Below are 15,322 nucleotides of genomic sequence, written 5' to 3'. Positions count from 1 at the left end.
GGCTGGGACAGCCCAAGCCATTGGACGGCGGGCTGCTCGGAACGCGCACAGCGCATGAGCTCGCCCGCGCGCGGAGGCGTGCATGACCGTCGCCATCGTGCTGCTCGCAGCCGGTGGTTCTTCGCGGCTGGGACAACCCAAGCAGCTCTTGCGCCACGAAGGCGTGTCACTGGTACGTCGCGCGGCGGAGCTGGCCCTGGCCGCGAGCCCGGTGGTGACCGTGGTGCTCGGCGCGCGGCGTGACGACGTCGCAGCGGAGCTGGACGGGCTTGCCGTGCGGTGCGTGGACAACCCGGACTGGGCGCTGGGTCAGGGCTCGTCACTGCACGCCGGCCTGCGGGCGCTTCCCCCGGGCGTGGACGGCGCCCTCCTGATGCTCTGCGACCAACTCCGCGTGGACGCACCCCACCTGCGGTCGCTCATCGCCACCTTCGAACGCACGCGCGCGCCCATCGTCGCGTCCACCTACGCGGGCACCCGGGGCGTCCCCGCCCTCTTCTCCCGCGCCCTCTTCCCCGAGCTGGAGGCCCTACCTCCCACGGGCGGGGCACGCGGGCTCATCGCTCGCGATCCTTCGCGCGTCGTGGAGGTTCCACTGCCCGGCGGCGAGGAGGACGTGGACACCGCCGAGGATGCCCTGCGCCTCACGCGCCCCGGACGCGGTGGGTGATGCCCTCCGGCCCGGCCACCAACAGGTCGGTGGTCAGGTTCAGGAACAGGCCGTGCGCCATCACCCCGGCGCGAGACTCCAGCTTCGCGGCCAGCGCCGCCGGGTCGCCAATGGGACCGAAGTCACAGTCCAACACCACGTTGCCCTGATCCGTGTGGTACGGCGCCCCGTCCAGCGCGAGCCGCACCACCACGCGCGCGCCCAGCGACTCCAGGAACAGCGCCTGCGAGCGCCAACCGAAGGGCAGCACCTCCACCGGCACCGGCCACTTCGTGCCCAGCCGGGGAGACAGCTTCGCCGCGTCCACCACGATGATTTCTCGGCGGCTCGCCTGCGCCACCACCTTCTCTCGCAGGAGCGCCCCACCGCCGCCCTTGATGAGCGACAGGTCCGGGGCCACCTCGTCCGCGCCGTCGATGGTGAGGTCCACCACCGGGTGCACGTCCAGCGTGGTGAGCGGCACGCCCAGCGACGCAGCCAGGGCCTCCGTCGCGCGCGACGTGGGGACGCCCACCACGTCCTTCAACGTCCCGGCGGAGAGCAGCGCGCCCAGCCGCCGCACCGCGTACGCGGCCGTGCTGCCCGTTCCCAGCCCCACCACCATGCCCGGCTGGATGAAGTCCACCGCGCGCTCCGCCGCCACGCGCTTCTGGGAAGCCGAAACACTCTCGTCGGTAGTCATGGAGGGCTCTAGGGAGGGAAGGCGGCTTCAGTGCGGCGTCCCAGGATGCCCGGAGTCGGCCGGGGGTGCACGCCGCGCTTCACTTCGCGGTGGAGCAAGTGGACCCGCCAACAGTGCCTCGTCCGCGTTCCCCAGTCCGGAAGGCAGGGCCGCCGCCAGACGACTCTCGCGCTTCCACGTCTTGCGACGCTCGCGCTGCACCTCCGTGAGCAACACCTGCCCCGCCGCCGCCGCCGGCACCGCGAGGATGACGCCCAGCAGCCCCGCGACGGAGCCTCCCACCAGCGCCACCAGTGAGATGAGCAGCGGGTTCATCTTGATGGCGCGCCGCTGCACCAGGGGGCTGAACAGGTGGGACTCGAACTGTTGGTAGATCATGAACAGCGCCAGCGCGAGGATCGCCCGCTTCGAGCCCACCGACGCCAGCGTCGTCACACTCACCAGCAGCGCGGTGATGACGCTGCCGATGTACGGAATGAGCCCCAACACCATCGCCACCAGGCCGAGCGGCAGGAAGTACGGCACCCCCAGCGCCAGCGACATGCCGGCCGTGAAGGCGCCGCCCACCGTGACGATGAGCAGCGTGCCGACGAGGTAGTTGCCCACCGCCTCGCGCATCCGGCCCACCACGCGGCGCACACGGGGACGGCTGCGCGGGCGCACCCAGCCCAGGATGCTCGCGTAGAGGTCGTGTCCGAAGAGCAGGCCGAACACGGCCAGCGCCAGCACCGTGATGCCCGCGCCCAGCAACTGCACCGTGGACGACAGCACGGTGATGAGCGGCTTGGCCAACACGCCCGGCTCCACGTTGAACGCGTCCTGCGGATGCGACAGCACACCGAAGTGCTCATCCAGCTTCCGCACCCAGGGGGCCTGGGTCAGCTCCGTGAGGAAGACCGGCGCCGCCTCCACCAGGTGCTGGAGCTGCTCCACGAGCAGCGGCACCAGCGTGAGGATGAGCAGGCCGATGATTCCCAAGAGCGTCAGCGCGATGAGCGCCACGCCCATCCCCCGGCGCAGGCCCCACGACTGCAGCCGGCGCACGACGGGCTCCGCCGCCAGTCCCAGCAGCAGCGCCGCCGCCAGCAGCGTGAGCACGGGCCCCAGGCTCTGCATCGCCGTGCCCAGCAACACGAGCAACACCACCTGGGCCCCGACCGACCACACCGTCCGGGGCGGTACGTAGACCGGGAGTCCCTTGCGCGCAGGCCTCATGCCCCCAAGGTAGGGAGCACCCTCCAGGCAGGCGACGGGCCTCCACATGCCGTTCTGGGTTGACCCAACGTGAAGATGGCGCCCGGCTGGTGGGCAGGCGGGCAGCCAGGGGCTACCAGGAGTCGCTGCCGCCGCCGCCGCCAGAGTCGCCGCCGCCGCCGCCCCAGTCCGAGGACGAACTGGACGAGTCACTGCTGGAGGACGACGAGGAGTCGTAGCTGGACGAGGAGTCGTAGCTCGAAGACCCGACGCCGCCGCTCCAGTCCGACGACGCGGTACCGCCGCCCGAACCGGAGGCGCCCCAGGTCCCGCGGCTTTCCGGGTACCACACCCTCCGGAAGAGAAGGATGCCCAGCGCACCGACCATCACGGCCACGGGAAACGCGAAGAGGGAGCCGAACACCAGCCAGCGGAGGAAGTCCGCCAGATCGAGGAGGGGGGCATTCTTCAACCAGCTGTTGACGAGGATCAACAGGGGCGCGAAGAGCAGCCCCAGTCCCCAAAACGATGTCGTGTACCGCTGGAACAGCCTCCATCCCCAGAAGAACACCCCCATCAGCACGCCATACGCGACGAGGATGAACAGCGGGGACCTGGGCCCGGACCACCCGACGGAGACGAGCGCGGCTGCCGGCAGCACGCCCAGCAGCGCCGCCATCGTGAGCCCTCTCCGCCCCCGGAAGCCTGAGGCCTGGACCTGGAGCAGCAGCCGCGCCATCACGCACGCCGTGATGAACAGCGCCACGAGGAACCAGGCCGACTCCGCCGAGGTCCAGGGCGGTGTCGTGGCGCTGGCACCCGAGAACTCTCCGGCGGACACCTGCGCATCCACGCCCGCGATGATGGCGAGCAGCGCCGGTTCGAACCGGCCCTCGCGCAAGTACGGTCCCTGCGCGTGCAGCAAGGCCGTCGCCTCACCATCCGTCAGCGATGCCTCCAGTCCGTAGCCCACCTCCATCCGGGAGCGGCGGTCCGCGCGCGCGATGACGAGCAGCAGGCCATTGTTCTGTCCCGCCACACCGCCCTTCCACTGGCGGAAGGCGGCCTGCGCGTAGTCCTCGATGGGCTGGCCCTCCGTGGTGTCCACCAGCAGCACCGCCATCTGCACCTGCTTCGCGGCGCGCAGGTCCACCAGGGCCTTGGAGACGACTTCTGTCTGCTGCGCGGTCAAGAGGTGCTGGGGATCCGTCACCGGCCTCGTGATGGACGGCACCTCCGCCAGCGCCAGCACGGGCAACAGCAACGTCAGGAGGACGGTCTTCACCATGAGGACACCTCCGAGGACAACGGCAGCGAAGGGGGCAGCCCGCTCAGGCGGACCACCCAGCTCGTGGGGAAGGAAGCAGCGGAGGCGTTGTACGCAGCGGCGCGCTCGTCATAGCGGCGCTGCTCCACCGCCACGCGGTTGTCCGCGCCCGCCACCTCCGCGTCGCGGTTCAGACCGGGCGTGAGCTGATCCAAGCGCGCATGCAGGGTCTCACGGCGCTCCACCACGTTGCGCACCTGGGACCGCTTCTGGGCCACCTCCGCCAGCGTGGTGGTGAGCCCATTGCGAACGACGAGCCCCGACACGGCCAGCACGCCCGCGAGCGCCACTCCCGCCCACGCGCCCTGCTTGAGCCTCGCGCGGCGCAGACGCGACAGCCGCTCACGGGCCTGGGCCTCGCGGGCCTGTTCCTCTCGGCGGCGGGCCAGCGCCTCCAGCGCCTGGTCCACGTAGCGCGCGGGGATGTCCAGCTCATCGCCGATGCGCCGCAGGTCGTCCGGAGTGAGCGTCTCCGGCGCGGCGTCCTTCTGCATCAGCCGGGTGGCGGTGGCGATGAGCTCGTTGACGTCGTCATAGGCGACGGCCCCAGAGCCCTGCCGCGTCCGTGTCACGTCACCCATGAAACCGTCCCCTTGCCGCTTCGGCCCGGTCCCACCCGGATCCGCGCCCGACGATACGTCACTTCCATCCCGGGCCTGATAATGGCCCTCGTGTGCGTGGCGCCCGTCCATCGCTCCGGGCAGACTGCCGCGCCCATGGACAAGCCCCAGACAATGCGGTCGTTCGTGAAGCTGCTGGTGACGGATGCTCAGGCCTCCGTGAGCTTCTATGAAGGCCTCGGCTTCGAACGCATCGCGTCGGAACCTCCCATCCTCCGCCTCCAGTGGGGTGGCGAGTCGGACGTGTATCTCGTGAGCCCTCCTCCAAACCTGAAGCTGGAGGGACGCAAGGGCATGGGCGTGCTCGTGGGCTTCCGCGCGGGCTCGGAAGGCGTGGACGCGGTGGCCGCGAAGGCGGCGGCGCTGGGCGCGCACGTGGAGGGCCCCACGGTGCAGCCCTGGTACACCCGCGAAATCGTCGTCACGGACCCGGACGGCTACCGGCTCAACTTCATCGAGCCCTCCTGAGGCCCTGCTCCCACTTTCGCTCCACGCCCCGTTCCCTTAAGGGGCGTGGAACGAACGATGGAATCCACGCCGTTGCGCGGACCCGGGGATGCCGCCCCGACACTTGATTGCCCCAGCGGCTTGCGCCAGCCTGTCGCGGCCTCCGTGAGCACGCCCCGCTACTTCGTTCCCCACGCCGCCAGCCCGGTCGAACCCGTGCCGTGCGATGCCTCGGAGGTCGTCCACGTCCTGGACGCCTTCCGGCTGGAGCCCGCGTACCTGGGCGAAGCCGAGTGGCTCGTCTGCACCGACGTCGTGGGCCAGCTCCAGCTCATCCCCGGCAGCGAGCGCGCGCGGCTGCCCGCGTCCGTGCAGACGCAGCTCGCGCACCACGAGGTCGCCTCCGGCAAACCTCCGCGCCGCCTGGCCGCGACGGAGCTGTTCTTCTTCTCCCCGGAGGTAGTGGAGCACCCCTCCAACACAGAGGGATTCAACGACCCCGTCTACCTCTACGGCACGCTCACGGGCCCGTGGCCGGGCAGCGCCGTCACGCGCGTGAACGGGCAGCTCACCGTCACCCGGGGCGACGTGCTCGCGGGCTTCGCGCATGGCGCGCAGGACGCCTTCCACTACGTGAAGGACGCGGAGAGCCGCGACGCGCCCCGCGCCTACCACGCGCTGTTGCCGGGCGACCGCGCGGATCAATTGGCGCAGGGGCGAGGGCTCGTCCTCACCTACCCGGCGGTGCCCGCGGAGTTGCAGGCCCACCACGCCGCCAACGGCACGCAGGTCGCGAGCATGCTGCACGCGGTGCTCACCCAGCTCCAGGACGACGCGCACACGAACCAGGGGCCCCAGGCCATCGCCTCGCTGGAGCTGCCCGTGCCGAGCCGCGCGATGGCCATCGCGGACCTGGAGCTGCGCGGCTACGAGGTGAAGGGCGACATCGCCACGCCGCGCCCCACGAAGGGCGGGCTGGTGGGGAAGCTCGCCGGCTGGCTCCAGGACGAGACCGTGCGCGTGCCCCGTGAAGCGCCGCCTCCCGAGTTCCTGGAGCTCGCGCGCCGCGTGCTGCCGCTCCTGCCCGGCTGGCCCACGGAGACGGAGCGCACGCTGCGCGCCCATGTGTCCGCGGGCACGCTTTCTCCGGGCACGCCGGTGATGCGCCCCACGGTGCCTCGCGCGCCCACGCCGCCCGCGGCCATCCCGCCGCGCCTGCCCACGCCGCCGGTGCGCTCCAGCGATTGGATGCAGGACTTCATCGGCGCGCATGGCAAGCCCGGCGGCGCGAAGCCGCGCCTCACGCAGCTGCAACCGAAGCCCGCGCCCCGGCCGCCTCCCGCGAAGCCTTCATCCCCGGCCACATGGCAGACGGACTTCGGTCCGGCCCCGGCCGCGCCCGCCCGTCCGGCGCCCAAGCAGCAAGAGAAGGCGCCCGCTCCGCCCGGCAAGAAACCGGACTGGATGAGCGACTTCGATGACTGACCCCGTCCGTTTGCGGTGCTCGCACACCGGGCGATAGCGTTTTCACCCTCCAGAAAGGCAGACCATGGGACACGAGAAGCCGATCGAGCCGTTTTCGGACCTGCACCGTGAAGGAGACCGCGTGCGCGCGGTGCTGCTGCACGACCCCACGGTGGAGGGCCTGGACATGGCCATCTACATGGACGCTTCCGGCAGCATGCGCGAGGAGTACGCCTACAAGACGCAGCAGCGCACCTTCCTGGAGTGGCTGCGCGGAGCCCCGATGAAGGAGGCCTCCAACGACGTGGAGCCGCAGGTCCGGTGGATGCTGGAGTATCTGGCCACCAAGGACCGCAACGGTCTGCTCCGCGTGGCCTACTGGGCCTGTGGCACCAGCGGCCGCCAGGTGGAGCCCGTGGGTGAGCTCAAGGGCACCGACGTGAAGCAGTACAAGTTCCCCGGCGCGAAGCAGCTGGGCGGCTACACGTACCTGGAGCCCGCGCTTCGCGACTACGTGAAGTACCTGGAGGAGCAGGTGAAGGTGGGCGCCAAGCGCGGCTGCGCCATCATCGTCACCGACGGCCGCCTCCACGACGCCGAAGCGGTGGAGAAGTTCTCCGCGGAGGTGGCGAAGAAGATCGCCTCCGGGCGCCTGCCGCGCATCAACTTCGTGCTGGTGGGCGTGGGCGACGACATCGACGAGGAGCAGCTGGAGCACATCGCTCACGCGGAGTACCCGGGCGTGGGCCACCTCTGGTGCCACCGCATCGCGAAGGAGATCACCCAGGTCGCGGAGCTGGTCGCCGTGCTGGTGGACGAGACCATGACGGTCGCCGCCGGCGGCACCATCTACGACGACAAGGGCACGGTGCTGAAGACGTACGAGGGCCGCCTGCCCGCGGTGCTGGAGTTCGACGTGCCGGAGGAGGCCAAGAGCTTCACGCTGGAGGTGAACGGCCAGCGCTACACCCAGCCGCTCCCCGACGAAGAGCACCACGACGAGGACGAAGACGAGGACCACCACTGATGGCCGGCCACGAAGTCATCAACCGCCCCTTCTCCGACGTCCACCGGATGGGCAACAAGGTCGTCGCGACGCTGCTGCACGACCCCACCGTGGAGGGCCTGGACGTGGCCCTCTACATGGACGGCTCCGCGAGCATGGAGAACGCGTACGGGCCGCGCGGCATCCTGGCGAAGCTCGCCCCGGTGAAGAACCAGGTCGAGCCGCAGATGCAGTGGATGCTGGAGTACCTGGCCAACAAGGACCGGGACGGCAAGGTGCGCGTCACCTACTGGGCCTGCGGCGACGGCACCCAGTTGGAAATGGTGGGCGACCTCACGGGCCCGCAGGCCAAGGGCTACCGCTTCCCCGGGCCCAAGTCCTACGGCAAGGCCACGGTGATGCTGCCGGTGCTGCGCGACTTCGTGGCGCACATCAAGCAGCAGGTGGGCGAAGGCGCCAAGCGGGGCCTGGCGGTCATCATCACGGACTCGCAGATCAACGACGCCCATGACGTGACGGCCTACGCCACGCAGGTGGCCAAGGAGATCGCCTCCGGCCGCCTGCCGCGCATCAACTTCGTCTTCATGGGCGTGGGCGAGCACGTGGACGAGGAGCAGATGGAGGAGATCTCCCATACGACCTATCCGGGCGTGGGACACCTCTGGTGCCACCGCCACGCGGACCGCATGGAGGAGATGGCGGAGCTCGTGGCCGTGCTGGTGGACGAGACCATGACCGTCGCCGCTGGCGGCACCGTCTACGACGAGCAGGGCCAGGTACTGAAGACGTACGAGGGCCGCCTGCCCGCGGTGCTGGAGTTCGACATTCCCCCGACGTGCAAGCGCTTCACGTTGGAGGTCGCCGGCCAGCGCTTCGACCAGCCCGTCCCCGAGGAGCACGAGGACGAGGACCACCACGACGAGGATGAGGACGAAAAGCCCCAGGCGGCAACGCCTCCGGCCGCCGCGTCCTCGCACTCACGCCGCGGACACCGCCACTAGGGCGACAGGAAGACCCAAGCCATGTCGGAGCAGAAGAAGAGCGGTGCGCGGTTCGGCTCGTTGAACATCAAGGGCCTCAAGGAGGCACAGCCCGGCGGAAACGCCGTGCAGCGCCACGTCCACGGCCCGGGGTGCAACCACGACCATGGCCATGAAGGCCACGACCACCAGGGTCATGATCATCACGATCACGACGAGGTGGACGGCAAGACCCACGTGCACAGTGCCTCCTGCTCCCATGACCATGACCACGGGCATGACCACCACGGGCATGCCCACTCCCAGCGCGTCATCCGTCCGCCGGCCCACCGTCCGGCGGAAGGAGGCGGCTCGGCGCTCCAGTTGGATTTGGAGGGCACGCTGCCGGGAGAGACGGACGACCAGGGCCGCTTCGCGCGGCTGGAGGCGGCCCTGGAGTCGCAGCACGGCATCATCGACGTGCACCTGCGCCGCGACGCGGGCCACGCGGAGGTGTGCATCCACTACCAGCCGTCGCTGGTGAGTGTGTCGAAGCTGGTCGCGCTCGCGCAGAAGACGGGCGCGCAGGTGGCCGCGCGCTACCTGCATCACACCTGGTTCGTGCGCGGAATGGACTCCGCGGACGCGGCCCAGGTCATCGAGCACGCGGTCTCCAAGATGAAGGGCGTGCTCACCGCCAGCGTCGCGTACGCCAGCGAGCGACTGGTCATCGAATACGACAAGGCGGAGCTGAAGCTCCCGGACGTGGAGGCCCGGGTGAAGGCGCTCGGGTACGGGCTGGAAGTGCCCATGGCGGGCCACGCCTGTTCGCACCACGCGCACGGTGGCGGTCTGGCGCCGCTCTTGGAGCTGCCCCTGGTGGTCGTCTCCGGCGTGCTGCTGGCGGCGGGCTTCGTGGTGGAGCACTTCGCGCTGGCGCCGCCGCTGGTGGCCACGGTGCTCTGGGCGCTGTCCATGGCGAGCGGCGGCTTCTTCGCCATCCGCGGCTCGGTGCGGTCCATCGCGCAGCTGCGCATCGACATCGAAACGATGATGGTGGTGGCGGCGCTGGGCGCGGCGGTGCTCGGCGCCTGGTTCGAGGGCGCGTTCCTGCTCTTCCTCTTCAGCGCGGGCCACGCGCTGGAGCACCGGGCCATGGAGAAGGCGCGCCGCTCCATCGAAGCGCTGGGCCAGCTGCGCCCGGAGGTGGCGCGCGTGCGCCGGGGCTCGGAGGTGGTGGAGGTGCCGGTGGCGGACGTGAAGCGCGGTGAGCGCATCGTCGTGCGCCCGGGCGACCGCGTCCCGCTGGACGGCGTCATCCTCGAAGGCAAGAGCTCCCTGGACCAGGCGGCCATCACCGGCGAGTCCATGCCGGTGGCGCGCAAGCCGGGCGACGAGGTGTTCTCCGGCACCATCAACTGCGAGGCGGCGCTGGAGGTGGAGGTGACGCGCCTGTCGTCGGAGTCCGTGCTGGCGCGCGTGGTGGACATGGTGGCGCAGGCGGAGGCGCAGAAGGGCAAGCGGCAGCGCTTCGCCCAGCGGCTGGAGCGCACCGTGGCGCCGCTCGTGATGGCGTCCGCGGTGGTGTTCCCGGTGGTGCTGGTGCTGCTGGGTACGCCGATGAAGGAAGCGGTGCTGCGCGCGGTGGGGCTGCTGGTGGCCGCGTCGCCGTGCGCGCTCGCCATCTCCACGCCGTCCGCCGTGCTCTCCGCGGTGGCGGCGGCCGCGCGCGGCGGCGTGCTCATCAAGGGCGGCATCTACCTGGAGCTCTTGAGCGGCATCCGCGCCATCGCCTTCGACAAGACGGGGACCCTCACCGTGGGCCGCCCCCGGCTGCTCACCACGTGGGCCGCGCCGGGCGTGACGCGCGAGGAGCTGCTGGGCACCGCCGCGGGCGTGGAGGCGCTGTCCGCGCACCCGCTGGCCAAGGCGGTGGTGGACGCCGCCGCCGAGGCTCGCGTCGCCGTGCCCGTGGGCCGCGACCTGGAGGCCATCCACGGCCAGGGCATCCGCGCGAAGGTGGGCGATGACGCGGTGGAGGTGGGCAGCACGGCCCTCTTCGCGGGCGAGGCGATTCCCGCGGAGGTCTCCTCCGAGGTGGCGCGGCTGGAGGAGGCGGGCCAGACGACGATGGTGGTGCGCCGCGCGGGCCGCTACCTGGGCGTGCTGGGCGTGGCGGACACGCTGCGCGGCGGCGCCCGGCAGGTGGTGCAGGCGCTGAAGGCAGGCGGCATCGAGCGCACGGTGATGCTGTCCGGCGACAACGCGCTCGTGGCGCGCTCCATCGCGCAGCAGGTGGGCCTGGACGAGGCGAAGGCGCCGCTGATGCCCGTGGACAAGGTGACGGCGGTGAAAGAACTGGGCCGCACGTACCCGGTGGCCATGGTGGGCGACGGCGTCAACGACGCGCCCGCGCTCGCCGCCGCCGCGGTGGGCGTGGCCATGGGCGGCGCCGGCAGCGACGCGGCGCTGGAGACGGCGGACGTGGTGCTGATGAGCGACGACCTGGCGAAGCTGCCCTTCGCGCTGGAGCTGTCCAAGCGCGCCACGGCGGTGATGAAGCAGAACCTGGTCATCGCGCTGGGTGTGAGCGCGGTGCTCGTCGTGGCCGCCGTGCTGGGCCTCACGCGCATCAGCCAGGCCGTGGTGCTCCACGAGGGCAGCACGCTGCTCGTCGTCTTCAACGGCCTGCGCCTGCTCGCCTTCCGTCCGAAGACGCCCGCCTCGCCGCCCCAGCCCGCCACGGGCCCGCAGCCCGCCGCCGGTTAGCCCGCTCGCGTCATGCTTGGCATGGCAACTTCCCCTACGCCCGGAGGAGCGGGCGCACGCGGGACGTGTTGTCTTTCAGCCTGCATGACTTGAAGTGGATGCATGCAGCGCGTCGTGAGTGGGGTGTCACAGGCGGCGCGCGATGAACGTGGCATGGTGGGAAGCGCCATGCCTGTCAGCGTCTTCGACCTCTTCAAGATTGGAATTGGACCCTCCAGCTCGCACACGGTGGGGCCCATGCGCGCGGCCCGCACGTTCGTGGTGGGGCTGTCGGACGCGGGGCTCCTGGAGCGCGTGACGCGGCTCAAGGTGGAGCTGTTCGGCTCGCTGGGCGCGACGGGCAAGGGACACGGCAGCGACAAGGCGGTGTTGCTGGGCCTGCGCGGCGACACGCCCGAGGACGTGGACGTGGAGAAGGTGCCGGCCATCGTCGCGCACTGGCGCACGGAGGGGCGCGTGTCGCTGCTCCAGCGGCTGGTGCTCCCCTTCCGCGACGGCGAGCACCTGGTGATGCACAAGCGCAAGGTGCTGCCCTACCACCCCAACGGCATGCGCTTCACCGCGTTCAGCGAGGGCGGGGAGACGCTGGCCTGCCGCATCTACTACTCGGTGGGCGGCGGCTTCGTGGTGGACGAGCAGGCTGCGACGGGCGCGGATCCGCTGCGCGCGGAGAGCGCGTCGGTGCCGCTGCCCTTCAAGTCCGCGGAGGAGCTGCTCAAGCACTGCGAGCGGGAGAAGCAGCCCATCAGCACGGTGATGCTGCGCAACGAACTGACGTCGCGGAGCGAGGAGGACATCCGGGCGGGGCTCCTGCGCATCTGGACGGTGATGCAGGCGTGCGTGACGCGCGGGTACACCACGGGGGGCATCCTTCCCGGCGGGTTGAAGGTGGAGCGGCGCGCGGCGGCGATGTACCAGCGGCTCATCAGCCGGCCGGAAGCCGGGCTCACCAATCCGTTGACGGTGCTGGACTGGGTGAACCTGTACGCGCTCGCGGTGAACGAGGAGAACGCGGCGGGCGGGCGCGTCGTCACCGCGCCCACCAACGGCGCGGCGGGCATCATCCCGGCGGTGCTGCACTACTACTGGCGCTTCGTGCCGGGAGCGAACGCGGACGGCGTGGTGCGCTTCCTCCTCACGGCGGGGGCCATTGGCTCGCTCTACAAGGAGAACGCCTCCATCAGCGGCGCGGAGGTGGGCTGCCAGGGTGAGGTGGGCAGCGCGTGCTCCATGGCGGCGGGAGGGCTCGCGGAGGTGCTGGGCGGCACGCCGTTGCAGGTGGAGAACGCGGCGGAGATCGCCATGGAGCACAACCTGGGGCTCACCTGCGACCCGATTGGCGGACTGGTGCAGGTGCCCTGCATCGAGCGCAACGCGATGGCGTCCGTGAAGGCCATCAACGCGGTGCGCATGGCGCTGTCCGGTGACGGGAAGCACTTCGTCAGCCTGGACAAGGTCATCAAGACGATGCGCGACACCGGCCGCGACATGAAGGACAAGTACAAGGAGACCGCGCGCGGCGGCCTCGCGGTCAACGTCCTGGAGGTCGCGAACCTCAGCGTCGGCCTGCCGGAGTGCTGACGGCTCCGGTGGCTTGAAGCACGCACGCGCGTGGCGCGCGGGACGGACGCAGGCAGCAGCGCGCCACACCGGAGCGGCCAGGCCTACCGCCCGTGTGTCGCTTGTTGCGGACACAGGCACCGCCCCGAGACACACCGGCGCGGTCAGGCCTACAGCCCACGCGTGTCGCATGTGGCGGACGCAGGCAGCAGCGCGCCACACCGGAGCAGCCGAGCCTACCGCCTGCGCTTACCACCGCGCCCGGCGGACACGGGCACCGCCTTCGCCTTCACCACCGGCGCGGGCCGAGCGGAGAGCCACGCCTCGACCTCCTTCGACTGCGCCGTGCGCCCCGCGGACCTGAAGCGCGCGAGCGCCTGTGACGCCGCGTCGCGCGCCTCCGACTCCTCGCCCTCTGTCCACAGCGCCTGCGCCAGCGCGAAGCCGGACTCGCCCAGCGAGTCCTCCTGCACGTCCTTGAAGGACAGCGCCTGCTTCAGCGAGGCAATCGCGTCGCGCGTGCGGCCCAGGCCCAGCTGCGCCTGCCCCACTCCGTCCAGCGAGTAGTAGACCAGCTCGTCCTCTGCCCCCAGCTTCGCCTCCTTCACCTTCAGCGCTTCCTCGTAGTCCCGCAGCGCGTCCGGGTAGCGCTTGAGCGCGAGCAGGCTCATCCCCTCCTCGTCCAGCGCCTCCGCCAGCTTCACGCTCTCGTTCCCCAGGAGCGTGCGGTGCAGCGACACCGACACCCGCGCGTGCTCCAGCGCCCCGGTGAAGTCCCGCTGTTCGCGCAGCGCCATGGACAGCGCCTGATGCCGGCGCGCCGTGTCCAGGTGCACGGGCCCCACCGCCTTCTCCGTCTGGGCAAGCGCGTCCTTCAGCACCGTCACCGCCTGCGCGCTCTTGCCTGTCTCCAGCAGCGTGCGCCCCAGCGTGAACGCCACCCGCGCCCGCTTGGGGTGCCCCTCCGGCAGCGCCTTCGCCAGGAGCCCCGACGCCTGCTCCAGCAGCTTCAGCGCGTCGTCCGGGTGGTCCTGCATCAGCGCGAGGTTGGCCGCGTTCACCTTCAGGTCGCTCTCCAGCACCGCGTCGCCGCCCACGCGCTTGAGCGTCGCCTCGCCCAACCGGCCCCAGCGCTGCGCGAGCACGAACTGCTCCTGCTCGCCGTCCACATAAAGCAGCTTGTTCATCACCGACACCGCGAGCCGGTCCGCCCTGCCGGCCTCCGCGTCGTAGACGGCCTGCTCCAGCACCGCTCCGCCCGCGGCCTTTTCGCCCAGCACCGCCTGCGCCCAGCCCAGGTGGAACCTCAGCTCCGCCATCAACGGCAGGTAGTCCGTGGCCATGACGCGCGCTTCCGCGGCCTTCGCCATCTCCAGCGCCTTGGGCATCCGGCTCAGGTCCACGCGGGCCTTCACCTCCGCCAACGTCCCCTCCAGCGCATCCAGCTCCGCGCGCCTCGCGGGATCCGCCGGACGGGGCTGTAGCTCCGTCAGCGACTCCACGTCCGCGCAGTCGCCCGGCGAGGGCAGCGAGTACGCCGCGTCCAGCGACTTGTCCACCAGCGCCACGTCCGCCGTCTGCAACGTGGCCACCAGCGCGCCCAGGTCCTTGCGCCGCCGCTCCAGGCACACGAAGCGCTGGGACAGCAGCTCTTCCGTCTGCACCTCGCGCACGCGCGTGTCCTCGCACGCCGCCGTGTGCTGCTTCGCCCACTCCGCGCCGTAGCCGTCCAGCACCACGCCCACCCGGCGCGCCATGTCCTGCGCCACCGGGCTCTTCGTCGAGAGGAACGACTGCATCACCTTCTCGCGCGCGTCCGGTCCCCAGCGCTCCGCCACCAGGTCCGGCGCTCCCTCGCACACCTGGGAGCGCGACCACGCCACCCCGCCCGCCACGCCCAGCACCACCGTGGCCGCCACCGCCGCTCCCGCGCGGCGCTGGAGCAGGGCGCGCCGCTCCCGCTGGCCCAGCACCGTCAGCAGCTCCGCCATGGAGCGGAACCGGTCGCGAGGCTCCAGCGACAGTCCCTTCATCAGCGCGCGGCGCACCCACGCCGGCACCTTCGATTCGCGCGGCGGCTCCAGGATGGGCGACGGCGGCAGCACCTGCACCGCCGCGGCGCCCGTCACGCCGTGCTCGTCATCCGCGCCCCCCTGGGGCCGCAGCTGGGACGCCACCCGCGACAGCTCGTCCGGGTCGAACGGGCGGATGCCATACAGCGCGCGGTACAGCGCCGCGCAGAAGCTGAATTGATCCGACCGCGAGTCCAGCAGCTCACCCCGGAACTGCTCCGGGGACATGTACGCGGGCGTGCCCATCACCAGGCCCGCCTGCGTCAGCTGCGAGTTCAACGGCGAGTCGTCCCCCACCGGCCGCGTGCGCTCGCCGTCCTCGTCGTCGTCCTCCGCCTCGCCCATGGGCCGCGCCAGCCCGAAGTCCGTGACGTAGACGCGCCCGTCCTTGCCCACCAGCACGTTGGCCGGCTTGAAGTCCCGGTGCACCAGCCCCGCCGTATGCGCCGCCTCCAGGCCCCGCCCCGCCGCCAGGTACTTGTCCAACAGCTCCTGCCACGACCGGGGCTTCGCCTTCGTCCAGTCGCGCAGCGTGCCGCCGTCCACCAGCGC

General features: G+C 71.2%; 12 protein-coding genes. 7 read left to right on the top strand and 5 right to left on the bottom strand.

The window, feature by feature from the left end; translation table 11 throughout:
* The first annotated feature begins 82 nt into the window (after positions 1–82).
* Positions 83–670 (top strand): NTP transferase domain-containing protein, encoded by a 588-nt coding sequence (locus D7Y11_RS23575; RefSeq protein ID WP_121754171.1) that lies wholly within the window; start codon positions 83–85, stop codon positions 668–670.
* Here the strand turns inward: D7Y11_RS23575 and rpiA are convergent.
* The 4 genes from rpiA to D7Y11_RS23555 all read right to left on the bottom strand — a co-directional run bounded on the left by rpiA (position 645) and on the right by D7Y11_RS23555 (position 4,454).
* Positions 645–1,352 carry a ribose-5-phosphate isomerase RpiA gene (gene rpiA / locus D7Y11_RS23570; RefSeq protein WP_120577289.1) on the bottom strand — a complete coding sequence of 236 codons (708 nt, stop codon included), beginning with the start codon at positions 1,350–1,352 and terminating at the stop codon, positions 645–647. The genes D7Y11_RS23575 and rpiA overlap by 26 nt on opposite strands.
* A gap of 27 nt (positions 1,353–1,379) precedes the next feature.
* On the bottom strand, positions 1,380–2,567 hold the full coding sequence (locus D7Y11_RS23565; protein WP_126934853.1) for an AI-2E family transporter: 1,188 nt from the start codon (positions 2,565–2,567) through the stop codon (positions 1,380–1,382).
* Positions 2,568–2,679: 112 nt separating this feature from the next.
* Entirely contained in the window at positions 2,680–3,834 is a 1,155-nt protein-coding gene (locus D7Y11_RS23560) for a YgcG family protein (protein ID WP_126934852.1), read from the bottom strand.
* Entirely contained in the window at positions 3,828–4,454 is a 627-nt protein-coding gene (locus tag D7Y11_RS23555) for a hypothetical protein (RefSeq protein ID WP_126934851.1), read from the bottom strand. Before D7Y11_RS23555 ends, D7Y11_RS23560 begins: the two co-directional genes overlap by 7 nt.
* Positions 4,455–4,607: 153 nt before the next feature.
* On the opposite strand from D7Y11_RS23555, the gene D7Y11_RS23550 reads away from it, so the two are divergent.
* The 6 genes from D7Y11_RS23550 to D7Y11_RS23525 all read left to right on the top strand — a co-directional run bounded on the left by D7Y11_RS23550 (position 4,608) and on the right by D7Y11_RS23525 (position 12,719).
* Positions 4,608–4,961 (top strand): VOC family protein, encoded by a 354-nt coding sequence (locus D7Y11_RS23550; RefSeq protein WP_233597062.1) that lies wholly within the window; start codon positions 4,608–4,610, stop codon positions 4,959–4,961.
* Between the two features lie 120 nt (positions 4,962–5,081).
* Positions 5,082–6,425 (top strand): hypothetical protein, encoded by a 1,344-nt coding sequence (locus D7Y11_RS23545; RefSeq protein ID WP_233607372.1) that lies wholly within the window; start codon positions 5,082–5,084, stop codon positions 6,423–6,425.
* A gap of 64 nt (positions 6,426–6,489) precedes the next feature.
* The gene (locus D7Y11_RS23540; RefSeq protein WP_120577284.1) at positions 6,490–7,431 is read left to right on the top strand and encodes a vWA domain-containing protein; all 942 of its coding nucleotides are present in this window, start codon (positions 6,490–6,492) and stop codon (positions 7,429–7,431) included.
* The gene (locus D7Y11_RS23535; protein ID WP_121781433.1) at positions 7,431–8,411 is read left to right on the top strand and encodes a VWA domain-containing protein; all 981 of its coding nucleotides are present in this window, start codon (positions 7,431–7,433) and stop codon (positions 8,409–8,411) included. The genes D7Y11_RS23540 and D7Y11_RS23535 overlap by 1 nt, the downstream gene beginning before the upstream one ends.
* A 21-nt stretch (positions 8,412–8,432) precedes the next feature.
* On the top strand, positions 8,433–11,138 hold the full coding sequence (locus D7Y11_RS23530) for a cation-translocating P-type ATPase (RefSeq protein WP_126934849.1): 2,706 nt from the start codon (positions 8,433–8,435) through the stop codon (positions 11,136–11,138).
* Positions 11,139–11,306: 168 nt separating this feature from the next.
* Entirely contained in the window at positions 11,307–12,719 is a 1,413-nt protein-coding gene (locus tag D7Y11_RS23525) for an L-serine ammonia-lyase (protein ID WP_121754179.1), read from the top strand.
* 215 nt (positions 12,720–12,934) lie between these two features.
* Here the strand turns inward: D7Y11_RS23525 and D7Y11_RS23520 are convergent.
* A partial coding sequence (locus tag D7Y11_RS23520) for a serine/threonine-protein kinase (protein ID WP_148139227.1) occupies positions 12,935–15,322 on the bottom strand: 2,388 nt, incomplete at its 5' end.

Origin of the sequence: Corallococcus sp. AB018 (assembly GCF_003986945.1) — a bacterium.
Lineage (GTDB): Bacteria > Myxococcota > Myxococcia > Myxococcales > Myxococcaceae > Corallococcus > Corallococcus exiguus.
This window is presented reverse-complemented; position numbering and strand designations above follow the sequence as displayed.

Excerpts from the sequence above, each read along its gene's own strand:
- D7Y11_RS23575 (WP_121754171.1), top strand. The coding sequence starts at position 83 with ATGACCGTCGCCATCGTGCTGCTCGCAGCCGGTGGTTCTTCGCGGCTG.
- D7Y11_RS23560 (WP_126934852.1), bottom strand. The coding sequence starts at position 3,834 with ATGGTGAAGACCGTCCTCCTGACGTTGCTGTTGCCCGTGCTGGCGCTG.
- D7Y11_RS23550 (WP_233597062.1), top strand. The coding sequence starts at position 4,608 with ATGCGGTCGTTCGTGAAGCTGCTGGTGACGGATGCTCAGGCCTCCGTG.
- D7Y11_RS23565 (WP_126934853.1), bottom strand. The coding sequence starts at position 2,567 with ATGAGGCCTGCGCGCAAGGGACTCCCGGTCTACGTACCGCCCCGGACG.
- D7Y11_RS23540 (WP_120577284.1), top strand. The coding sequence starts at position 6,490 with ATGGGACACGAGAAGCCGATCGAGCCGTTTTCGGACCTGCACCGTGAA.
- D7Y11_RS23525 (WP_121754179.1), top strand. The coding sequence starts at position 11,307 with ATGCCTGTCAGCGTCTTCGACCTCTTCAAGATTGGAATTGGACCCTCC.
- rpiA (WP_120577289.1), bottom strand. The coding sequence starts at position 1,352 with ATGACTACCGACGAGAGTGTTTCGGCTTCCCAGAAGCGCGTGGCGGCG.
- D7Y11_RS23555 (WP_126934851.1), bottom strand. The coding sequence starts at position 4,454 with ATGGGTGACGTGACACGGACGCGGCAGGGCTCTGGGGCCGTCGCCTAT.
- D7Y11_RS23535 (WP_121781433.1), top strand. The coding sequence starts at position 7,431 with ATGGCCGGCCACGAAGTCATCAACCGCCCCTTCTCCGACGTCCACCGG.
- D7Y11_RS23530 (WP_126934849.1), top strand. The coding sequence starts at position 8,433 with ATGTCGGAGCAGAAGAAGAGCGGTGCGCGGTTCGGCTCGTTGAACATC.